This window comes from Bradyrhizobium pachyrhizi (genome assembly GCF_001189245.1).
Classification (GTDB): Bacteria; Pseudomonadota; Alphaproteobacteria; order Rhizobiales; family Xanthobacteraceae; genus Bradyrhizobium; species Bradyrhizobium pachyrhizi.
Window position 1 is genome coordinate 125,199 of sequence record NZ_LFIQ01000058.1, and the last position, 20,898, is coordinate 146,096.

Genomic DNA, 20,898 nt, shown 5'->3' on the forward strand with positions numbered 1-20,898 from the left:
CTGCCGCCGACATTCGAAAAGCGACTTGACGCGTCGGGCAAATCAGCGATACGTTTTTATTATTCCGAAATTGTGCAAGCGTCCGCCGCCGCGCGATAGCCAATCGCTCCTCCGGCCTGTCGCCGAACCGCGCCCCATTGGCTCACCAGCGCGGCAGGCATATATTATCGGGCAATACGAGAAAACACAGGGAGGATGCCATGCATCATACCTTGGTGCCCAGTGACCGGGTCGAGCACGTCTGCGTCTTCGGGCGCGACGGCGCAAAGCTCGGGTCGATCGAGCGGCTGATGCTCGACAAGGTGAGCGGAACGGTGGCCTACGCCATCATCAGGACCGGCGGCGTGTTGAGCACCCACCACCACTATCCCGTCAAGTGGACCGCGCTGCACTTCGATCCCGTGCGGCAGGCCTTCGAAGCCGAGGTCACGCTGGAGGATTTGCGCGCCGGACCGTCTGAGTTCGACGGTGACGCATTCGACTGGGGCGACCGCTCGCAGTCGTATACGCACCCGAACTATTGGGCGGTGTAGTGCGGAGGTGAGGGGGTGTTGTTGTCGTAGCCCGCATGAGCGAAGCGATATGCGGGGGCCGTCAACTTGTTCGGTCGATAGTCACGGATATCGCTTCGCTCATCCGGGCTACTTGCTCAATGTTGAGCGAAGAAACGGGTAGTTATCGCAGGAGATTTCGAGCCTATCAGGTTTAACGTGGGGCATTCATGGCTACGTTCCATCTTCAGGGGCATCGGCGCCTTTACATTCACAACACGCTGGATCAAGGCGCATTCAATGCTAAGTCAGCTATCGAAAAGAAACTCTTAGAAGGAAATCGTGACGGAATTGGTTTCGACTATATGTCGTGTGGGCTGATGCTCGCATTCACGTTCGAAGCGCAAGTAAATTTCTTTGGCAATCGCATTTTGAAACCATGGAACCATTATCAGCGTTGGAAAGGTAAGGTCGAGAGAGTCTTCGAAGTTCTGTCAATTGAATTCGACTGGTCAAAGCGGCCTTTCGTGTCACTTTGGAAGATGAAAACGTTCCGCGATACCATCGCGCACGGCAAGGCGTTCGAGCAGGATCTGAATGAGGATGTAGAGGGAGCTAGCATTGACGAGGTACGCAAGGCGTTTAAACTGAAGCAGGCTTGGGAGTCCATGATGACGCACGACGAAATCATGCAAGCCTACGACGACACGAATGAAATTTGGAAACTGATGATCGAAAAATCCGGTATCGAAATCACGGAGACGATTGATCAGGTTGATATTGTTTTCACACCGAAAGGCTAGGATCAGATGGGATGGATTGGCCCGTGGGATCAGCCGCGTGCTCGCACGGGAAGCAAACCACGTGTCGCCAATCCGCCTTATGAGCTTTAGCTGAAGGCAGGGACGCCATTCCGCCTACACGGTTAGGCAGCCTTTCCCTTCTTCTTTTGCAAGAAGGCTCGATATTCATCTGACGAGTCAAAAAATTCATCAGCGGAGGTCCGCACCTTTCCGTCCGGCGAGCGGAGTGCATATTTCACTAGGCGACCATCATCGGCAGTAATCGGATCAAGCCCGGCGCCACCTGAATGCACGGCGAACGCGACCACAGGTCTCCAGTCGAGCGTCACTGGAACATCGTCGTCAAAGTCCGGCTCGTACTCGCGGTTCGCCTCAAAGCCGGCGGGTGCGGGCACGATTGTTTCCGTAAGAGATTCGATTTCGCTATCGAGAACGAAGCCCTCACGTTTTGAGCCGTCATGCATTACTAGTGTCGCATTGTGCTCTGCGGCGGGCTTCGACCGCAAATGAATTTCAGCGACGTACTGAGAGTTTACGAAGAGACTGCCAAGTCGAATAAACATGTTTCAGACTCCCCCGGTCAGCTCAGAAATACTAAATCCAAAGCATGGTTGGCAAGTCTACTCCGCCGCCTCGCTCGCCGAGCTCTTCCTTGGCTTGCTGTTCGCCTTCTTCAGCACCGGTGCCAAAAACTTGCCCGTATAGCTCCTCGGCGCCTTGACGATGTCTTCGGGCGGGCCCCAGGCGACGATCTCGCCGCCGCCGTCGCCGCCTTCGGGACCGAGGTCGATCACCCAGTCGGCGGTCTTGATGACCTCGAGATTGTGCTCGATCACCACGACCGTATTGCCCTGGGCGACCAACTCGTGCAGCACCTCGAGCAGCTTGGCGACGTCGTGGAAGTGCAGGCCGGTGGTCGGCTCGTCCAGGATGTAGAGCGTGCGGCCGGTGGCGCGCTTTGACAGCTCCTTGGCCAGCTTGACGCGCTGGGCTTCGCCGCCCGACAAGGTCGTGGCCTGCTGGCCGACATGGATGTAGTCGAGGCCGACCCGGTGCAGGGTCTGGAAGGTCTCGCGCACGCGCGGCACCGCCTTGAAGAACTCGGCGGCTTCCTCGACCGTCATGTCGAGCACGTCGGCGATGCTCTTGCCCTTGAACAGCACCTCCAGCGTCTCGCGGTTGTAGCGCTTGCCCTTGCAGGTGTCGCAGGTGACGTAGACGTCGGGCAGGAAGTGCATCTCGATCTTGATGACGCCGTCGCCCTGGCAGGCCTCGCAACGGCCGCCCTTGACGTTGAAGGAGAAGCGCCCGGGCTCGTAGCCGCGCGCCTTGGCCTCGGGCAGGCCGGCGAACCATTCGCGGATCGGCGTGAAGGCGCCGGTATAGGTCGCGGGGTTCGAGCGCGGGGTGCGGCCGATCGGCGACTGGTCGATGTCGATGATCTTGTCGATGTGCTCGAGGCCCTCGATGCGGTCGTGCGGCGCCGCGCCCTCGCTGGCATTGTTCAGCTTGCGGGCGATGGCGCGGTACAGCGTGTCGATCAGCAGCGTCGACTTGCCGCCGCCCGAGACGCCGGTGACGCAGGTGAACAGGCCGAGCGGAATCTCGGCCGAGACGTTCTTGAGGTTATTGCCGCGGGCGTTGACGACCTTGATGGTGCGCCGGTGGTTCGGCGGCCGCCGGTCGGGGACCGGCACCGAAAGCTCGCCGGTCAGATATTTGCCGGTCAGCGATTTCGGGTTGCGCATGATCTGGTCGGGCGTGCCCTCGGCGACGATGTGGCCGCCATGCATGCCGGCGCCGGGGCCGATGTCGAGCACGTAATCGGCGAGGCGGATCGCGTCCTCGTCATGCTCGACCACGACCACGGTGTTGCCGAGGTCGCGCAGTCTCTTGAGCGTGTCGAGCAGGCGGGCATTGTCGCGCTGGTGCAGGCCGATCGACGGCTCGTCCAGCACGTAGAGCACGCCGGTGAGGCCTGAGCCGATCTGCGAGGCGAGGCGGATGCGCTGGCTCTCGCCGCCGGACAGCGTGCCGGAGGAGCGCGACAGCGTCAGGTAGTTCAGGCCGACGTCGAGCAGGAAGGTCAGGCGCTCGCGGATCTCCTTGAGGATGCGCGTCGCGATCTCGTTCTGCTGCGCATTGAGCGCTTCCGGCACCGTCTCGAACCATTCGCCGGCGCGCTTCACCGAGAGCTCCGAGATCTCGCCGATATGCTTGCCGCCGATCTTGACGCACAGCGCCTCGGGCTTCAGCCGATGGCCGTTGCAGCCGGCGCAGGGCACGTCGGAGAAATACTTGCCGAGCTCCTCGCGCGCCCACTCGCTCTCGGTCTCGCGGTAGCGGCGGTTGATGTTGGTGATGACGCCCTCGAACGGCTTCTTGGTGTCGTAGGAGCGGACGCCGTCCTCATAGGAGAACTTGATCTCGTCGTCGCCGGAGCCGTGCAGCAGCGCGTTCTGGACCTTCTTGGTGAGATCCTTCCACTTGGTGTCGAGCGTGAACTTGTAGTGCTTGCCGAGCGCGGTCAGGGTCTGAATGTAATAGGGCGAGGACGATTTCGCCCAGGGCGCGATCGCGCCCTTGCGCAAGGTCAGCTCCTTGTCGGGGATGACCAGGTCCTCGTCGATATGCTGCTCGACGCCGAGGCCGCCGCAGGCCGGACACGCACCATAGGGGTTGTTGAACGAGAACAGGCGCGGCTCGATCTCGGGGATCGTGAAGCCGGAGACCGGACAGGCGAACTTCTCCGAGAACAGGATGCGCTCGGGACCGCTCTTGTCGTGGATTTTTGCCGTTTTCTTCTTGTCTTCCTTTTCACCCGCGGCCGCCGCCGGTGCGTCGGCATACTCGATCACGGCGAGGCCTTCGGCGAGCTTCAGCGCGGTCTCAAAGCTCTCCGCGAGACGCTGGGCAAGGTCGGGACGCACAACGATGCGGTCGACCACGACGTCGATGTCGTGCGGGAATTTCTTGTCGAGCGCGGGCGCCTCCGACAGTTCGTAGAATGTGCCGTCGATCTTGACGCGCTGAAAGCCCTTCTTGAGATACTCGGCGAGCTCCTTCTTGTACTCGCCCTTGCGGCCGCGCACGACCGGCGCCAGCAGATAGAGACGGGTGCCCTCGGGGAGCGCCAGCACGCGGTCGACCATCTGCGAGACGATCTGGCTCTCGATCGGCAGCCCCGTGGCCGGCGAATAGGGCACACCGACGCGGGCCCAGAGCAGGCGCATGTAGTCGTAGATCTCGGTGACCGTGCCGACGGTCGAGCGCGGGTTCTTCGACGTGGTCTTCTGCTCGATCGAGATCGCCGGCGACAGGCCGTCGATCTGGTCGACATCAGGCTTCTGCATCATCTCGAGGAATTGGCGCGCATAGGCCGACAGCGACTCGACGTAGCGGCGCTGCCCCTCGGCATAGATGGTGTCGAACGCGAGCGAGGATTTGCCGGAGCCGGACAGGCCGGTGAACACCACGAGCTTGTCGCGGGGAATCTCGACGTCGATGTTCTTCAGATTGTGTTCGCGCGCGCCACGGATTGTGATGGCGCGCGATGAGGAGCCGGCGTTCTGTTGGCGCTTCGCCTTGAGCACTTCATCCATTGCGACAGTTCCGGGCGCATGCTTGGGCGCCTTTTGGGCGCGCATCGCCGGTGCTGCCGGGACCTTGCGCCGATGGGGGTGTGAAGACTGGAACGTAGGAAGAACGGCCGACAATTTCCAGTGCTGAATAGCGTCCATCAACGGATAGTTTGCCTGATGGCAGCAGCAGTCAGCAGCGCCGGTTCCCTGACGCAAAAAAGGCCGGCGCGAGGCCGGCCTTTCGGTGCGATCTGACCGCCGACGGCGGTCAGCAATTCGCTCAATACTTGTCTTAGTACTTGGCGACGATCGGGCCGCCGAAGTGATAGTTCACGCCGAACTGGGCGCTGTGCAGCTCGAGCGTACCGGACGGCACGCCGAAATAGGTCTCGCTGTCGAGGCTGCGATACAGGTATTCGCCCTTGATCGACCACTGGGGCGCGATGAACGCTTCGACGCCGGCGCCGACGGTCCAGCCGGAGTGGAAGTTGCTCTGCGAGGCGGTCACGCCGAGCGCGGTGACGCTGACCTCGTTGTTGGCCCAGGCGTAGCCGCCGGTGCCGTAGAACAGCACCTTGTCGACGGCGAAGCCGAGGCGACCGCGCACGGTGCCGAGCGAGTCGATCTTGCTGCGGGCGGTGACGCCGAGCGTCGAGACCGATGCGTCGATGTCAGCGCCTGCAGCGTCGACCTCGAGGCCGTACACGATGTTGCCGGCCTGCCAGTTGTAGCCGATGGTGCCGCCGCCGAAGCCGCCTTCCATGCTCGGGGTGCCGGAGTTCTCGCTGGCGTAGCCGCCGAAGCCGCCGACGTAGAAGCCGGTCCAGTTGTAGATCGCCGCCGGCGGCGGAGCCTTCACGTAAGGCGCGCGTGCCGCCATGTCGGCAGCCATCGCCGGTGCAAAAGCGCTCAGTGCAAACATGCCGGCCGAGGCCAGCAAAACATTCCTGATTTTCAAAGTCCGAGTCCCGTTTTTCTTGCTCATTTTCTTGTTGTCCCTTCAAAGATTTTGAAGAGAGCGTCACAGCAGTGTCGCGTGACGTGCTGGTGCTTCTACAGAGAAATGCCGGAACGTGTGTATCCACGAAACCACAACGCACCGAAAACGGCCCCGGTGAGGTGCGCGTGTACACGCAACGAAAAAGCCGGCGCACAAACCAGCACAAACAAAAAGGCCGGCGCGAGGCCGGCCCTTCGTCTGGATCAAATCGGCCTGGCGCGATCAGTAGCGCGCGACGACCGGGCCACCCCACTTGTAGTTCACGCGGACGGTGACGAGGTCGACGTCCTGGCGATCGCGGATGGTGCTGTTCAGCGTGCCGTTGGGGGCGATCAGGTTGTAGGTCTTGTCCTGCATGAACAGGTGGTCGTATTCGATGCCTGCGGTCCAGTTCGGCGCGAAGCCGACTTCGATGCCGGCGCCGACGGTGCCGCCCCAGCGGGTGTCGCTGGCGCTGCCGACCAGCACGCCGGTCGGGGTGAAGTAGGTGTTGAAGCGGTTGTCGGTCAGCGCCGCGCCGCCCTTGGCGTAGAGCAGCACGTTGTTGATGGCGTAACCGATCTGGCCGGTGAACAGGCCGAATGCGTCGATCTTGGACTGGTTGGTGAACAGGCCCGGGAAGATCGCGCTGCCGTTGCTGCCCTTCAGGTCAGCCCAGTCGCCCTGCGCTTCAAGGCCGAACACCCAGGTGCCGGCCTGCCAGCGATAGCCGATCTGGCCACCGGCGACGCCGCCGGTTGCGTCATGGCAACCGTCCGAGGCGAGGAAGATGCCGGCCGGGAGCTGGTCCCAGCAATTGTGGCTCGAGCCCCAGCCGCCGTTGGCGCCGATGTAGAAACCGGTCCAGTCATAGATCGGTGCAACCACCGGCGGCGGCGCCTTGGCGTAGGGGCGCGCAGCGAGGTCGGCGGCCGCTGCAGGCGCAGCAAACGCAATCAGAGCAACCGTACCCAGCAAAAACTTCTTCATTATCAGTCCCCCAACTCCTCGATCGGCTTCCAAACGGTCCCGAAGCACGATCCCAGACGCGAGCGCCCGCGCCACGGTTGGAGCTATACGCTGATTCAACCGGAAACGCAGTCTCCCAAATGCAACACTCGCGGAGGAAGTGCCGATAAGGCAAGATACTGATTTCTTTATTGTTTTTCTAAATTTTGTTGCCGGGCGTCGGCCGGTGCCGAGATCGACTGCCGCTCCGACGGCACTGGCCACTTCTACGGTTGGTTGTGGCGAACAAAACTGGAACGGCGCCGGATCCGATGCTATATCTCGAATATCGTGGATAACCGGCGCGACGGCAAAGGCGGCGAGCCGGCACCGGCGTATAGGGTCATCCACGACGCCTGCGATGTAAGTGGCGAAGGTTGAGAGTGGCGACCGATGTCCGGACGCCCGGTTTTTGAGTGGAGATGATGCGATGGCAGGAAGCGTGAACAAGGTGATCCTGGTGGGCAACCTCGGCAAGGATCCGGAAATCCGGCGGACGCAGGACGGCCGTCCGATCGCAAACCTTTCCATCGCTACCTCGGAAACCTGGCGCGACAAGGGCACCGGCGAGCGCAAGGAAAAGACCGAGTGGCACCGCGTCGTGATCTTCAACGAGGGCCTCTGCAAGGTCGCCGAGCAGTATCTGAAGAAGGGCGCCAAGGTGTACATCGAGGGTCAGCTGCAGACCCGCAAATGGACCGACCAGAGCGGCGTCGAGAAGTACTCGACCGAAGTCGTGCTGCAGGGCTTCAACTCCAACCTCACCATGCTCGACGGGCGTGGCGGTGGAGGCAGCAGCTTCTCCGATGATGGCGGCAGCGATTTCGGCTCGGCCGGACCGGTCAGTTCGGCACCGCGCCGTGCAGTCGCCGCGGGTGGCGGCAGCCGCAACAGCGACATGGACGACGACATCCCGTTCTGAGCAGCGGTCGCGCTTCCGTCGATTCCGTCAGGCGCCGTTCCGTGAAGATCATTCTCCGGAGCGGCGTCCTGATTGCGGGTAGGGCTGTCTTCGTGTGGGTTATGAGGATAACCTTGCACTCGGCTGATCTCATTTGAGCATTGACAGGGAACCGTTGCGGTTCCACGGGACTTTGACACATCTCGATGTGAATGATATTTACATTGGTCTGCGGCGAGTGGAATGCCGCGAGCTTCACTCGAGGGCCGCCACCATGAGCCTCGCGCCATTGCTCGACGCCGCGCCTGCGATCCCGCTCCACGCCTTTGCCGCGATGGCCGCCTTCGTGCTCGGCTCCATCCAGCTCGCCGCCCCCAAGGGCACGATGCCGCACCGGACCCTCGGCTGGATCTGGGTGATCCTGATGCTGGTGGTCGCCGGAAGCTCGTTCTGGATCCATCAGATCCAGCTGGTCGGTCCCTGGAGCCCGATCCACCTGCTGTCGATCTTCTCGCTCGCCATGTTGGCGCTCGGCGTGACGGCCGCACGGAGCCACAATGTCCGCCGCCACAGGTTCACGATGATCGGCATCTTCTTCGGCGCACTGCTCGTCGCGGGGCTGTTCACCTTCATGCCCGGGCGGATCATGCACGCGGTGGTTTTCGGCCACTGACGGGAGAGGCGAGTAGCGAATGGCGGATAGCGAATAGGGGATTTTTCCATGGGCTATTCGCCCTTCGCCACGCGCTTCGCGACCAAGCAGCCGGAACCTCGGCGCTCCACCCGTAAGTGCATGAAAAAACGAACGGAAAAACGGCTTGCCGGAGCCGCGCAAGGGTGGTTATCAGGCCCCTGATGGGCTATATGATTCCCCAGTAGAACCGACCGGATTTCCCCATTGTCCGATAACGACGACCACAAGCCCGGCGAGCCGCCGGGACCCTCAGATATTCGTCCCGTTTCCATTCTCGACGAGATGAAGAAGTCCTACCTCGATTACGCGATGAGCGTGATCGTGTCGCGTGCGCTGCCCGATGCGCGCGACGGGCTCAAGCCGGTGCACCGGCGCATCCTCTATTCGATGCATGAGCAGGGACATACGCCGGACAAGAAATACGTGAAATCCGCGCGCGTCGTCGGTGATGTGATCGGTAAATATCACCCGCATGGCGACCAGTCGATTTACGACGCGATGGTCCGCATGGCGCAGGATTTCTCCCTGCGCGTGCCGCTGATCGACGGCCAGGGCAATTTCGGTTCGGTCGACGGCGATCCGCCGGCCGCCTATCGATATACGGAAGCGCGGCTGACCCGGGCGGCGCTTGCCGTTCTGGCCGACATCGACATGGAAACTGTCGATTTCCAGCCGAACTACGACAATTCGGAGAAGGAGCCGTCGGTTCTGCCGGCCCGGTTCCCGAACCTCTTGGTCAATGGCGCCGGCGGCATCGCCGTCGGCATGGCGACCAACATCCCGCCGCATAATCTCGGCGAGGTGGTCGATGCCTGCGTGGCGCTGATCGACAATCCGGCGCTCACGATCGACGAACTGATCGACATCATTCCCGGACCGGACTTCCCGACCGGCGGCGTCATCCTGGGCCGCCAGGGCATTCGCAGCGCCTACCATCTCGGCCGCGGCTCGATCGTGATGCGCGGCAAGGTGACGATCGACACGATCAGGAAGGATCGCGAAGCGATCGTCATCACCGAAATTCCCTATCAGGTGAACAAGGCGACGATGGTCGAGCGCATCGCCGATCTCGTCAAAGAGAAGAAGATCGAGGGCATCGGCGACCTGCGCGACGAGTCCGATCGCGACGGCTATCGCGTCGTCATCGAGCTGAAGCGCGAAGCGGTGCCCGACGTGGTGCTGAACCAGCTCTACCGATTCACGCCGTTGCAGACGAATTTCCCGGCCAACATGCTGGCGCTGGATTCCGGCCGTCCGCAGACGATGAATCTGAAGGACCTGCTCACCATCTTCGTCGCGTTCCGCGAGCAGGTGGTGACCCGGCGGACCAAGTTCCTGCTCGGCAAGGCGCGCGACCGCGCCCACATCCTGGTCGGCCTTGCGATCGCGGTCGCCAACATCGACGAGATCATCCGCGTCATCCGGACCTCGCCGGATCCGAATACCGCGCGCGAGGCCCTGATGTCGCGCGACTGGCCGGCACGCGACGTCGAGGCGATGATCACGCTGATCGACGATCCCCGGCATCGCATCAACGAGGACGGCACGCTGCGGCTGTCGATGGAGCAGGCCAGGGCCATCCTCGACCTTCGCCTACAGCGCTTGACCGCGTTGGGGCGCGACGAGATTTCCGAAGAGCTCGACAAGCTCGCGGCCGAGATCGCCGACTATCTCGACATCCTGCGCTCGCGCGCCCGTGTGCAGGGCATCGTCAAGACCGAACTGGCCGAGGTGAAGCAGCAGTTCGCCACCCCGCGCAAGACCGTGATCATCGAGCAGGAGGGCGAGGTCGAGGACGAGGACCTGATCCAGCGCGAGGACATGGTCGTCACCGTGTCGCATGCGGGCTACGTCAAGCGCGTGCCGCTGTCGACCTACCGGGCGCAGCGCCGCGGCGGCAAGGGCCGCGCCGGCATGCAGACCCGTGACGAGGATTTCGTCTCACGCCTGTTCGTGGCCTCGACCCACACACCGGTGCTGTTCTTCTCGTCGCGCGGCCAGGTCTACAAGGAGAAGGTCTGGCGGCTGCCGATGGCCGCGCCGAACGCGCGCGGCAAGGCGCTGATCAACATCCTGCCGCTGGAGCAGGGCGAGCGCATCACCACGATCATGCCGCTGCCGGAGGATGAATCCTCCTGGGCCAATCTCGACGTGATGTTCGCGACGACCGGCGGCACGGTTCGCCGCAACAAGCTGTCCGACTTCGTCGACGTGCGCCGCTCCGGCATCATCGCCATGAAGCTCGGGGAAGGCGAGGCGATCGTCGACGTCCAGATCTGCACCGAGCATGACGACGTGCTGCTGACCGCCGCCGGCGGACAGTGCATCCGTTTCCCCGTCACCGATGTGCGCGTCTTCACTGGCCGCACGTCGATGGGCGTGCGCGGCATTGCGCTGGCCGAGGCCGACAAGCTGATCTCGCTGGCGATCCTTCGCCATGTCGAGACCACCTCGGATGAGCGCTCGGCGTACCTGAAGATGCGCCGCGCGGTGGCCGGCGAGGCCACGACCGAGGAGCCGGTCGAGGCCGAGGGCGAGGAGACCGCGAATGCGATCCAGTTGTCGCAGGAGCGCTATGCCGAACTGTCGGCGGCAGAGCAGGTGGTGCTGACCGTCTCCGTCAACGGCTATGGCAAGCGGACCTCGTCCTACGAGTACCGCACCACCGGCCGCGGCGGCAAAGGCATCGTCGCGATGAGCGTCAACAACCGCAACGGCAACCTGGTGGCGTCGTTCCCGGTCGAGGACGCCGACCAGATCATGCTGGTCACCGACAAGGGCCAGCTGATCCGCTGCCCGGTCGCCGACATCCGCGTCGCCGGCCGCTCGACCCAGGGCGTGATCGTGTTCGACACCGCCGAGGACGAGCACGTGGTCTCGGTCGAGCACATTCCGGAAGAGGAAAACGGCGAGAACGGCAACGGCGGCTAGCGCCGCCGTTTCCGAGAACCCCCAGCCCGAATGCCGCCAACGGACGCGCAACATGCGCGCCCGTTGACAGGCTCCGGGAATCCGGCGGCCTGCCTCACGCCCCTAGCCCAAGGGCAACGCCCTATGCTTTGATGGGGTCCGGCGGATCTACCGATCTCGGGAGGCCGTTTTGACCGATCATCGCGTTGAACGGCGGCTTGCAGCGATCCTCGCGGCTGACGTGGCCGGATATAGTCGGCTGACCGGCCTGGACGAGGAAGGGACACACGTCCGGCTCAGGGAGCGTCTGCGTGGACTCGCTGATCCCAAGATCAGCGAACACCGTGGCAAGGTCGTCAAGCACACGGGCGACGGCGTGCTCGCCGAGTTCGGCAGTGTCGTGGATGCGGTGCGTTGCGCGATTGAGGTCCAGCGCGGAATGGCCGAGCAAAATGCCACGGTGCCGCAACTCAAGCGGATCGAATTCCGCATTGGTATCCACGTCGGCGACATCATCGTCGATGAAAACGATATCTTTGGAGACGGCGTCAATATCGCCGCCCGCCTTGAAGGGATCGCGGAGCCCGGCGGAATCTGCATCTCGGACGATGCGCAACGTCAAATCCGCGGCAAGGTCGATGCCGTGTTCGAGGACATGGGCTCGCAGAACCTGAAGAACATTGCTGAGCCGATGCGCGCGTGGCGATTGAGGGTAAATGCGGGCCATCCCGCGGGCGCGCCGATCGAGCCGCCGGTCGACAGCGCGCAAGCTCTGGCGCTCCCCGACAAGCCGTCGATCGCCGTGCTGCCGTTCGAGAATATGAGCGGCGACCCCGAGCAGGAATACTTCGCGGACGGAATGGTCGAGGAGATCATCACCGCGCTGTCGCGCTTCAAATGGCTGTTCGTGATCGCCCGAAATTCGAGTTTTACCTTCAAGGGCCGGGCGGTCGATATCAAGGAGGTCGGCCGCAGGCTTGGCGTCCGCTATGTCCTTGAGGGGTCTGTGCGCAAGGCCGCGGGGAAGGTTCGCATCACCGGGCAGTTGATCGATGCGGTGACCGGAACGCACATCTGGGCAGACAGGTTCGAGCGCGACCTGACGGATATATTCGCCCTCCAGGACGAGGTGACCGTCGCCGTCGTTTCGGCCATTCAACCAAAATTGCTGCAGATCGAAATCGGCCTGTCGGCACGGCGACCGGAGAACCTCACCGCCTATGATTTCTATCTCCGCGCCATGCAGCAGCATTACCTGATGACCGCCGACGGGTTGGCCGAGGCGATCAGGCTGGCGCATCGTGCTTTGGAGCTTGACCCCCGGTTCGGCTTTGTCGCCGCTCTGGCAGGTCTCGCGCACATGCAGAACATCCTTTGGGGGCATGCCGTCGATCCTCAATTTGACCGCAAGGAAGCGGTTCGGCTGCTTCGCCTGGCATTGAGCATCGACGATGGGGATGCGGAAACATTAGCCTGGGTTTCCCTCACCTCGGCGTACATGGTCGGCGATTGTGAGAGTGAGATCGAATTGGCCGACCGGGCGGTCGCTCTCAATCCGAATTCATATCGCGCATGGACAGCCAGAGGCAGTGTCTATCGAGTTGCCGGGCTTCCGGATGAAGCGGTCCGGAGTTTTGAACGCGCCATCCGCCTGAGCCCGTTAGACCCGCGGCTACCCATCACGTTTGTTGGGATGGGGATGGCCTTCATCGAGCTTCGCCGCTTTGACGAGGCCATTGCCGCAGCGAACAAATGCCGGCGCCAGAATGCCTCCTATTCGCTGGCTTACCGTTGTCTCGCGTCCGCGTTCGCCCATCTCGGACGCGACGCGGAGGCGCGTGAGGCGGCGGCGCTCCTGCTTCAGCTCGATCCCGCCTTTACAATATCCGCAATGATCGCCAGGGGCGGGTACCCAAACGCGCAGCTGTTGATCGAGGGGCTTCAGAAGGCGGGATTGCCCGAATGAATTGTGCCTGCGGGCGCCGACGAGGTGGCCAGCGAACCAAATCCGGTGGCTTGCGGTGCGGTTTCCATTGTCCCGGATTGCGCTTCGCTTCATCCGGGCTACGCAGGCGACGAGATTAAATCTCGATCTCCGTCCCGAACTCCACGACCTGTCCGGTCGGCACGCCGAAGAACGCCGCCGACCGTTCGGCGTTGCGCTGCAGGAACGCGAATAGCGATTCCCGCCACACCCACATGCCCGGAATGTCTTCCCGCGGAATGATGGTCTCGCGACCGATGTAGTAGGTCACATCGGTCAGACGCAGACCGGGCAATTTGCCCTGACGGCAGGCGAGTTTCAGCCCTTCGTACACGGTCGGATATTGCATGAAGCCGTAACGCAGGATGACCCGGATGATGCCCGGGGTGACGTCGTGAACCACAACGCGATCCTCGTCCGAGATGCGCGGGGATTCCTCGATCTGGACGGTGACCAGCAGCACGCGCTGGTGCAGCACGTGGTTGTGCTTGACGAACTGGGTCAAGGCGAGCGGCACGCCGTTGGGGGCGGAGGCGAGGAATATGGCGGTGCCCGGCAGCCTGCTGTGGCACTTGTTGACCGCGGTCTCGATCAGATCTTCTTCCGGCTGACGCAGCTTGCTGCGCGCCGTCTCGACCAGTTTCACGCCGCCGCGCCAAGTCAGCATCAGGAACGCAACGGCCGCCGCAAGCAGCAGCGGGAACCAGCCGCCTTCGAACAGCTTGGTCGAGTTCGCCGCAAAGAAGATCGCGTCGATGACGAAGAAAAAGCCGTTCACGGCGATCACGATGATCGGCGAATAGCCCCACTGGATCGCGACCAGCGCTGCAAGCAGCGTGGTGATCGCCATCAACAGCGACACTGCGATGCCGTAGGCGCCAGCGAGCGCGTCGGAGCTGCCGAAGGCGAGCACCGCGCCGAGTGTGCCGGCGGCGAGCATCCAGTTCACCAGCGGCACGTAGATCTGCCCGATCGCATCGCTCGTGGTGTGCTCGATGTGCATGCGCGGCAGGAAGCCGAGCTGGATCGATTGCTGGGTCAGCGAGAACACACCCGAGATGATGGCCTGCGAAGCAATCACGGTGGCGATGGTCGCGAGCAGCACGAGCGGGTAATGCGACCAGTCCGGCGAGAGCTGGAAGAACGGGTTTTCGATCGCGGTCGGGTCGGTGATCAACAGCGCGGCCTGGCCGAAATAGTTCAGCACCAAGGCGGGCAGGCAGACAGCGAACCAGGCGAGCCGGATCGGAAAGCGGCCGAAATGCCCCATGTCGGCATACATCGCCTCACCGCCGGTCACCGCGAGGAAGGCGGCGCCAAGGATGGCGAAGCTGACGTGAAAATCCTGATGGATCAGGAAATCGAATGCATAGAGCGGGCTCAGCGCAACCAGCACGCCGGGCGCCTTGACGATGCCGTGAATGCCGAGGGCTGCCAGCACGGCGAACCAGAACAGCATCACCGGGCCGAAGATCCTCCCGATGAAGCCGGTGCCCTGCTTCTGCATCATGAACAGGCCGATCAGGATCACGACGGTGATCGGCACCACCGCAGGGGTCAGCGAGGGCGCGTCGACCTTGAGGCCCTCGATTGCCGACAGCACCGAAATGGCCGGCGTGATGGCGCCGTCGCCGTAGAGCAGGGCGGCGCCGATCAGGCCGACCACCAGAAGATGGGCGCGCCAGGTGCCGGGCGCCGCGTTGCGCGCCGAGAGCAGCGCCAAGAGCGCGACGATGCCGCCTTCGCCGCGGTTGTCCGCGCGCAGGATCAGCATCGCGTATTTGATCGAGATGATGAGGATCAGCGCCCACAGGATCAGCGAGACCACGCCGAGCACCGCGCTCTCGGTGAGGGGACCGCCATGGGTGGCGGCCTTGGCGGCTTCCTTCAGAGCGTAGAGGGGGCTGGTGCCGATGTCGCCATAGACGACGCCGAGGGCACCGAGCGTGACGGCAACCGGGATCGGACTGGACGGGGGGTGGCCAGAAGAAACGATGGCGGGCGTACTCGTCACGGCAATCCCCCGATGGCTGCGCCCGCCGGATCATCCGGCCGGGCGCCTTAGACGATAGTCTGCGACGGGACGTCGCAAATTACCATTGGGTTTTGTGTGACGGCCTGACCTTACGCCAGGCTGACGAGGGAGTTCGATTGAATGCGGGCTACGGGGTACGGTCGGCGGTAACCAGGCGGGCTTCGCGAACCGCCGTCTTGTTGCCGGCGCTGCGCAGGCACGAGGCCTCGAAGTTCGGCCAGGCTTGCTGCGAGCAGTCCTTGCCGACCGGGTGGACGTCGAGACGGTCGCTCTTGGCCAGCGGCTGCGGCGTGGAGGCTTCGACCTGCGGCGCAAAGCCCGGCAGCACGGTGAGCGCAGCGGCAATGAACGCGGCAACAGCGATGGCGGAAAGTGCCTTGATCATGACGGTCCCCAGTTGATCGGGCCGCCCAGGCCCGTCGTTTCGTTGTCCAATGTCTACCGGCCGCAAGTTTCCTGGTGTCTTCGCCGCCCCGCGAAATGGTTTCGTCGCGGACCGCTTCTGTTTCGTCCGCCAACGGCCGACGAAACATTCACCCTCGTAGACGCTGGCATCCCAGGACTCGTTCACTGGACGACTGGAAATTTGTTTCGAGCGGGCGATGGAACCCGGGCGGCTTGCCGGGGAGAGCCGGGCGGGTTAGGAGGGACCATGTCCCGTATCGCGATCTATCCCGGCTCCTTCGATCCCGTCACCAACGGCCATCTGGACGTGGTGAAACAGGCCGTCTTCCTCTGCGACCGCCTGATCGTCGCCATTGGCGTCCATCCCGGCAAGAAGCCGCTGTTTTCCATCGAGGAACGGCTGGCCATGGTCCATGAGGTGTTCGACCCCATCGCCCAGCAGGCGGGCTGCGCCTTCGAAAGCGCAACCTATGACAATCTCACGGTCGCAGCGGCGCGCGCGGCCAAGGCCACGCTGATGATTCGCGGCCTGCGCGACGGCACCGATCTCGATTACGAGATGCAGCTTGCCGGCATGAACGAGGCCATGGCGCCCGAGGTGCATACCGTATTCGTTCCGGCGTCGGTTGCGGTCCGCCCGATCACCGCCACACTGGTGCGCCAAATCGCCCAGATGGGCGGCGACTTCTCTGCATTCGTGCCGTCATCGGTCGCAGCTAGCCTGAAGGCCAAGTTCGCCGGCTGATCCCGGCGGCCTGCCACACCTCAACGTTAAAGCTCCGGAGTTGCCATGATCCGCATTCTTGCATTCGTTGCCGCGCTGCTCTGCGTCGTGCCCGCGGTCGCGCAGCCGCTGCCGGCCAATCTCGACAAGGCCGATGCGATCGTGATCGACACCACCAAGGGCCGCATCGTCATCAAGCTGCGCACCGACATCGCGCCCAAGCATGCCGAGCGCATCAAGCAGCTGGCGCGCGAGGGCTTCTACAACAACGTGCCGTTCCATCGCGTGATGGACGGCTTCATGGCGCAGACCGGCGACGGCCAGAACTTCAACGGCACCGGCGGCTCGAAATATCCGAACCTGAAGCAGGAATTCTCCCAGGTCCCGTTCAAGCGCGGCATCGTCGGCATGGCCCGGCGCGGCGACAGCGTCGACAGCGCCAATTCGCAGTTCTTCATCATGTTCGCCGACGGACCGAGCCTGAACGGCCAGTACACCGTGATCGGCGAGGTGGTGCAGGGCATGGACGTGGTCGACAAGCTGAAGAAGGCGTCTGCGGGCTCTCCTGGCGGAGCCGTCACCGATCCCGACAAGATGGTGAAGGTGCAGGTCGCATCCGACATCAAGTGATCCGCATGGCGGCGCGCTGCAAACCACTCGCCTGGTTCGCCGCGCCGCTGGTTTGCCTGACGCTGGCCGTACCGGTGCAGGCCGAGCCGGAGCAACTCAATACGATCAAGGACGTTGTTCTTGCCATCCACCGCTGCTGGCGGCCGCCGCCGGCGGAGAAGGCCGGCCCGATCGACATCACCGTCATTGTCAGCTTCAACCGCGAGGGCGCAATCCTCGGACATCCCAGGATCAGCTATGAATCGCAGGAGGCGACCGACAACGACCGGATTGCGTACCGGATCGCGGTGATGGAGACGTTGCAACGCTGCACGCCGTTGCCATTTACCGAGAGCCTGGGCGGCGCGGTCGCCGGCCGTCCATTCGCAATCCCGTTCAGGAATAAGCAGTATCCACCCCGAAGCCAGGAGAAGCGAGCATGGCTGCTACCGAAAATACTCTGATCCTCGAAACCACGCAGGGCCCGGTCACGATCGAGATGCGCCCGGATCTCGCGCCCGGCCACGTCGCGCGGATCAAGGAGCTGGTGCGCGAGGGCTTCTACGACGGCATCGTGTTCCATCGCGTGATCGACGGCTTCATGGCGCAGACCGGCTGCCCGCAGGGCACCGGCATGGGCGGCTCCGGCAAGAAGCTGAAGGCCGAATTCAACAAGGAGCCGCATGTCCGCGGCACCGCCTCGATGGCCCGCGCCGCCAATCCGGATTCCGGCGACAGCCAGTTCTTCATCTGCTTCGACGACGCCTCGTTCCTCAACGGCCAGTACACCGTCTGGGGCAAGGTCACCGAGGGCATGGAGAATGTCGACAAGATCAAGCGCGGCGAGCCGGTGAAGGATCCGGACAAGATCGTCAAGGCGCGCATGGCCGTCGACGCGACGTAAGTCAAACACTCCGTCATTCCGGGGCACGCGAAGCGTGAACCCCAATGCGCAATTGCGCATTGTGGAATCTCGAGGTTCCGGGTTCGATGCTGTCGCATCGCCCCGGAACGACGTTGCTGAGTAAGATGCGCACCGACCTCTTCGACTTCGAACTACCCCCGGAAAGCATCGCGCTTCGCCCCGCGAGCCCGCGCGATGCCGCGCGGATGCTGGTGGTGCATCCGGAAGGCGTGCTGCGCGACGCCTCGATCGCCGACCTGCCGCAGTGGCTGGAGCCGGGCGATCAGATCGTCGTCAACGACACCAAGGTGATCGCGGCGCAGCTCAAGGGCCGCCGGATCGGGCGCGACACCGAGCCGAAGATCGAGGCGACCTTGATCAAGCGGCTCGACGGCTCGCGCTGGCAGGCGCTGGTGAAGCCGGCGAAGAAGCTCAGCCCCGGCGACACCATCCGCTTCGGCAATGAGGGCAGGGTCTGCCTGCTCGGCAATCTCGATGCAGAGGTCGAGGCGAAGGGGCAGGAGGGCGAGGTGACGCTGTCATTCTCGTTCCATGGTCCGGTGCTCGACCAGGCGATCGCCGATGTCGGCGCCACGCCGCTGCCGCCCTACATCGCCTCCAAGCGCACGCCTGACGAGAAGGACGTCAGCGACTACCAGACCATGTTCGCCGCCAATGAGGGCGCGGTCGCCGCGCCCACGGCGGGGCTGCATTTCACGCCGGCGCTGGAGGCCGCGCTGAGGAGCCGCGGCGTCGAGTTGCACCGCCTGACGCTGCATGTCGGGGCAGGGACGTTCCTGCCGGTGAAGACCGAGGAGACCTCGGAGCACAAGATGCATGCCGAATGGGGCTGCGTCACCGCCGAGACTGCTTCCGCCTTGAATGCCGCGCGCGCAAAGGGCGGCCGGATCGTCGCGATCGGCACCACGTCGCTGCGGCTGCTGGAAAGCGCCGCCAATGCCGACGGCACCATCCAGCCGTTTGCGGCGGAAACTTCGATCTTCATCACGCCGGGCTACCGCTTCCGCGCGGTCGATATTTTGCTGACCAACTTCCATCTGCCGCGCTCGACGCTGTTCATGTTGGTCTCGGCCTTCTCCGGCCTCGAGACGATGCAAGGCGCCTACGCCCATGCGATCAGGAACGGCTACCGGTTCTATTCGTACGGCGATGCGTGCTTGCTGTTTCGCGCAGGCAGGTAGTTAAGCGAGCTCAACTTTGTCGCCGTCACCCCGAGGTGCGAGCGGAGCGAGCCTCGAAGGATGACGGGACTGAAGGCGGGACAACATGTCCGACGTCGTCCCTGCGAAAGCAGGGACCCATAACCACAGGGTTTAATTGTTGAGGAAGGCTGTGGCCCCAGCCCTGCGCAACAATGGCCTTCGGTGGTTATGGGTCCCGGCCTTCGCCGGGACGACGTTGAATGTTTGGCACCGCTCCTCCGCCATATATTCACATTCTCTGAGGTGGCCGCTTCTTCAGCGGCCCTCGAAGGGCGACGGCCCGACCGGGGCCGATGCATCCTTCGAGACGCCCGCTGCGCGGGCCCTCAGGATGACGGTCCTTACATTCACGCCATCGCACGCTCAGGGAGCAACTCGGCAATCTGCACCGCGTTGAGGGCGGCGCCCTTGAGCAGCTGATCGGCCGCGACGAACATCGAGATCGAGTGGCCGCTGGGGTCGCTGAGGTCCTTGCGGATGCGGCCGACCAGCACGTCGTCCTGGCCGGAGGCGTCGATCGGCATCGGGAAGTAGTTCTTGGCGCGATCGTCGACGACCTTGACGCCCGGCGCCTGCGCCATGATCGCGCGCACCTGGTCCTCGGTGATCGGCTTCTCGCATTCGAAGGTGATCGCCTCGCAATGCGCGCGCAGCACCGGCACCCGCACGCAGGTAACGCCGACCGCGATCTTCTCGTCCTCGAAGATCTTGTGGGTCTCCTTGATGACCTTGGTCTCCTCGTCGTTGTAGCCGGTCTCCGGATCAACAGCGGTGTTGTGGTTGAACAGGTTGAAGGCGTAGGGGTGCGGCATCACCTTCGGGGTGTAGACCTGTCCGTTGAGATTGGCGCGGGTGGACTCGACGAGCTCCTCCATCGCGGCTGCGCCGGCGCCGCTCGCGGCCTGGTAGGTCGAGATGATCACGCGCTTGATGCGGTTCTTCTGATGGATCGGCCACAGCGGCACCAGGGCGGTGATGGCGGCGCAGTTCGGGTTGGCGATGATGCCCTTGTGGTCGCGGATGCGGTTGGCGTTGATCTCGGGGATCACCAGCGGAACGTTCGGATCCATCCGGAACGCCGAGGAATTGTCGACCACGACGGCGCCGGACTTCACCGCAAGCGGCGCGAACTTCCTGGAGATGCCGCTGCCGGCCGAGAACAGCGCGATGTCGACGCCCTCGAAGGCGCGCTCGGTCAGTTCCTCGATCACGACCGGCTTGCCGCGGAAGCTGACGGTCTTGCCGGCCGAGCGGGCGCTCGCCAGCGCCTTCAGCTTGCCGACGCGGAAGCCGCGCTTGTCCATGGTGGCGATGAATTCGGCGCCGACGGCGCCGGTGACGCCGACAATTGCGACGACGGGATCGTTACTCACTTTGTCCTCCATTCGAGTTGTATTTCAGGCAACAAAAAAGCCCCGGACCTTCATCAGGCGGGGCTTCGGGCAGAGATGATGCGGTTCGACCGACTACGCGCGCACGCCTCCCGAGGCCCCGGAGGGCTTGGTGGTTTTGCTGGTGCGTTTGGTCGCGGTGATCATGGCTCGGACTTATGCGGGACAGATCGGCGTCCGTCAACGGCTTTTGGGCGAAAACTTGGCGATGCCCGCCTGGAGCATTTTCGGTTCTGATTGAATCAGAACCGAAGCT

19 protein-coding genes are annotated in these 20,898 nt (G+C 63.3%); 12 read left to right on the forward strand and 7 right to left on the reverse strand.

Going from position 1 to position 20,898, the window contains the following annotated elements; translation table 11 throughout:
- The first annotated feature begins 200 nt into the window (after nucleotides 1-200).
- A complete protein-coding gene (locus tag AKL29_RS12355) occupies nucleotides 201-533 on the forward strand; it encodes a PRC-barrel domain-containing protein (protein ID WP_028332108.1) in 333 nt (110 codons plus the stop codon).
- 188 nt (nucleotides 534-721) lie between these two features.
- Nucleotides 722-1,294, forward strand: a complete 573-nt coding sequence (locus AKL29_RS12360; protein WP_050384356.1) for a hypothetical protein — start codon at nucleotides 722-724, stop codon at nucleotides 1,292-1,294.
- 122 nt (nucleotides 1,295-1,416) lie between these two features.
- On the opposite strand, the gene AKL29_RS12365 is transcribed toward AKL29_RS12360, so the two are convergent.
- From AKL29_RS12365 to AKL29_RS12380, 4 genes are all read right to left on the reverse strand, one after another.
- On the reverse strand, nucleotides 1,417-1,857 hold the full coding sequence (locus AKL29_RS12365; RefSeq protein WP_050384357.1) for a hypothetical protein: 441 nt from the start codon (nucleotides 1,855-1,857) through the stop codon (nucleotides 1,417-1,419).
- Nucleotides 1,858-1,914: 57 nt separating this feature from the next.
- The gene (uvrA, locus tag AKL29_RS12370; protein ID WP_050384391.1) at nucleotides 1,915-4,896 is read right to left on the reverse strand and encodes an excinuclease ABC subunit UvrA; all 2,982 of its coding nucleotides are present in this window, start codon (nucleotides 4,894-4,896) and stop codon (nucleotides 1,915-1,917) included.
- A 271-nt stretch (nucleotides 4,897-5,167) separates the two neighbouring features.
- Nucleotides 5,168-5,827, reverse strand: a complete 660-nt coding sequence (locus AKL29_RS12375; protein WP_028332105.1) for an outer membrane protein — start codon at nucleotides 5,825-5,827, stop codon at nucleotides 5,168-5,170.
- Between the two features lie 270 nt (nucleotides 5,828-6,097).
- Nucleotides 6,098-6,844, reverse strand: coding sequence for an outer membrane protein (locus tag AKL29_RS12380; protein ID WP_050384358.1), 747 nt, complete (start codon nucleotides 6,842-6,844; stop codon nucleotides 6,098-6,100).
- Nucleotides 6,845-7,292: 448 nt separating this feature from the next.
- On the opposite strand from AKL29_RS12380, the gene AKL29_RS12385 reads away from it, so the two are divergent.
- From AKL29_RS12385 to AKL29_RS12400, 4 genes are all read left to right on the forward strand, one after another.
- A complete protein-coding gene (locus AKL29_RS12385; RefSeq protein WP_028332103.1) occupies nucleotides 7,293-7,784 on the forward strand; it encodes a single-stranded DNA-binding protein in 492 nt (163 codons plus the stop codon).
- A 253-nt stretch (nucleotides 7,785-8,037) separates the two neighbouring features.
- Entirely contained in the window at nucleotides 8,038-8,436 is a 399-nt protein-coding gene (locus AKL29_RS12390; protein WP_050384359.1) for a DUF2306 domain-containing protein, read from the forward strand.
- A 225-nt stretch (nucleotides 8,437-8,661) separates the two neighbouring features.
- Nucleotides 8,662-11,388: a DNA gyrase subunit A gene (gyrA, locus tag AKL29_RS12395; protein WP_050384360.1), complete on the forward strand. Its 2,727-nt coding sequence runs from the start codon at nucleotides 8,662-8,664 to the stop codon at nucleotides 11,386-11,388.
- Between the two features lie 169 nt (nucleotides 11,389-11,557).
- Nucleotides 11,558-13,333, forward strand: a complete 1,776-nt coding sequence (locus AKL29_RS12400) for an adenylate/guanylate cyclase domain-containing protein (RefSeq protein WP_050384361.1) — start codon at nucleotides 11,558-11,560, stop codon at nucleotides 13,331-13,333.
- Nucleotides 13,334-13,448: 115 nt separating this feature from the next.
- On the opposite strand, the gene AKL29_RS12405 is transcribed toward AKL29_RS12400, so the two are convergent.
- Both AKL29_RS12405 and AKL29_RS12410 read right to left on the reverse strand, forming a co-directional pair.
- Nucleotides 13,449-15,347 carry a potassium transporter Kup gene (locus tag AKL29_RS12405; RefSeq protein ID WP_050384392.1) on the reverse strand — a complete coding sequence of 633 codons (1,899 nt, stop codon included), beginning with the start codon at nucleotides 15,345-15,347 and terminating at the stop codon, nucleotides 13,449-13,451.
- 166 nt (nucleotides 15,348-15,513) lie between these two features.
- Nucleotides 15,514-15,771, reverse strand: coding sequence for a hypothetical protein (locus tag AKL29_RS12410; RefSeq protein WP_028332098.1), 258 nt, complete (start codon nucleotides 15,769-15,771; stop codon nucleotides 15,514-15,516).
- 267 nt (nucleotides 15,772-16,038) lie between these two features.
- Between AKL29_RS12410 and coaD the strand changes: the two genes are divergently transcribed.
- The 5 genes from coaD (at nucleotide 16,039) to queA (ending at nucleotide 19,230) form a co-directional block, all read left to right on the forward strand.
- Nucleotides 16,039-16,536: a pantetheine-phosphate adenylyltransferase gene (coaD, locus tag AKL29_RS12415; RefSeq protein WP_028332097.1), complete on the forward strand. Its 498-nt coding sequence runs from the start codon at nucleotides 16,039-16,041 to the stop codon at nucleotides 16,534-16,536.
- Nucleotides 16,537-16,581: 45 nt separating this feature from the next.
- Nucleotides 16,582-17,145: a peptidylprolyl isomerase gene (locus AKL29_RS12420; RefSeq protein ID WP_028332096.1), complete on the forward strand. Its 564-nt coding sequence runs from the start codon at nucleotides 16,582-16,584 to the stop codon at nucleotides 17,143-17,145.
- A 5-nt stretch (nucleotides 17,146-17,150) separates the two neighbouring features.
- A complete protein-coding gene (locus tag AKL29_RS12425; RefSeq protein ID WP_050384362.1) occupies nucleotides 17,151-17,588 on the forward strand; it encodes a hypothetical protein in 438 nt (145 codons plus the stop codon).
- Nucleotides 17,564-18,028 (forward strand): peptidylprolyl isomerase, encoded by a 465-nt coding sequence (locus AKL29_RS12430; RefSeq protein WP_028332094.1) that lies wholly within the window; start codon nucleotides 17,564-17,566, stop codon nucleotides 18,026-18,028. Before AKL29_RS12425 ends, AKL29_RS12430 begins: the two co-directional genes overlap by 25 nt.
- 125 nt (nucleotides 18,029-18,153) lie before the next feature.
- Nucleotides 18,154-19,230: a tRNA preQ1(34) S-adenosylmethionine ribosyltransferase-isomerase QueA gene (gene queA, locus AKL29_RS12435; RefSeq protein WP_050384393.1), complete on the forward strand. Its 1,077-nt coding sequence runs from the start codon at nucleotides 18,154-18,156 to the stop codon at nucleotides 19,228-19,230.
- Nucleotides 19,231-19,598: 368 nt separating this feature from the next.
- Here queA and AKL29_RS12440 read toward each other — a convergent pair whose 3' ends face one another.
- Nucleotides 19,599-20,636 (reverse strand): aspartate-semialdehyde dehydrogenase, encoded by a 1,038-nt coding sequence (locus AKL29_RS12440; RefSeq protein WP_028332092.1) that lies wholly within the window; start codon nucleotides 20,634-20,636, stop codon nucleotides 19,599-19,601.
- A gap of 118 nt (nucleotides 20,637-20,754) precedes the next feature.
- On the opposite strand from AKL29_RS12440, the gene AKL29_RS46275 reads away from it, so the two are divergent.
- Nucleotides 20,755-20,883 carry a hypothetical protein gene (locus tag AKL29_RS46275; protein ID WP_283087423.1) on the forward strand — a complete coding sequence of 43 codons (129 nt, stop codon included), beginning with the start codon at nucleotides 20,755-20,757 and terminating at the stop codon, nucleotides 20,881-20,883.
- The last annotated feature ends 15 nt before the right edge of the window (nucleotides 20,884-20,898 follow it).

Coding starts and splice junctions, on each gene's coding strand:
- uvrA (WP_050384391.1), bottom strand. CDS start 4,896: ATGGATGAAGTGCTCAAGGCGAAGCGCCAACAGAACGCCGGCTCCTCA.
- AKL29_RS12365 (WP_050384357.1), bottom strand. CDS start 1,857: ATGTTTATTCGACTTGGCAGTCTCTTCGTAAACTCTCAGTACGTCGCT.
- AKL29_RS12390 (WP_050384359.1), top strand. CDS start 8,038: ATGAGCCTCGCGCCATTGCTCGACGCCGCGCCTGCGATCCCGCTCCAC.
- AKL29_RS12360 (WP_050384356.1), top strand. CDS start 722: ATGGCTACGTTCCATCTTCAGGGGCATCGGCGCCTTTACATTCACAAC.
- queA (WP_050384393.1), top strand. CDS start 18,154: ATGCGCACCGACCTCTTCGACTTCGAACTACCCCCGGAAAGCATCGCG.
- AKL29_RS12355 (WP_028332108.1), top strand. CDS start 201: ATGCATCATACCTTGGTGCCCAGTGACCGGGTCGAGCACGTCTGCGTC.
- AKL29_RS12430 (WP_028332094.1), top strand. CDS start 17,564: ATGGCTGCTACCGAAAATACTCTGATCCTCGAAACCACGCAGGGCCCG.
- AKL29_RS12385 (WP_028332103.1), top strand. CDS start 7,293: ATGGCAGGAAGCGTGAACAAGGTGATCCTGGTGGGCAACCTCGGCAAG.
- AKL29_RS12410 (WP_028332098.1), bottom strand. CDS start 15,771: ATGATCAAGGCACTTTCCGCCATCGCTGTTGCCGCGTTCATTGCCGCT.
- AKL29_RS12425 (WP_050384362.1), top strand. CDS start 17,151: ATGGCGGCGCGCTGCAAACCACTCGCCTGGTTCGCCGCGCCGCTGGTT.
- AKL29_RS12380 (WP_050384358.1), bottom strand. CDS start 6,844: ATGAAGAAGTTTTTGCTGGGTACGGTTGCTCTGATTGCGTTTGCTGCG.
- coaD (WP_028332097.1), top strand. CDS start 16,039: ATGTCCCGTATCGCGATCTATCCCGGCTCCTTCGATCCCGTCACCAAC.
- AKL29_RS12440 (WP_028332092.1), bottom strand. CDS start 20,636: ATGGAGGACAAAGTGAGTAACGATCCCGTCGTCGCAATTGTCGGCGTC.
- AKL29_RS12420 (WP_028332096.1), top strand. CDS start 16,582: ATGATCCGCATTCTTGCATTCGTTGCCGCGCTGCTCTGCGTCGTGCCC.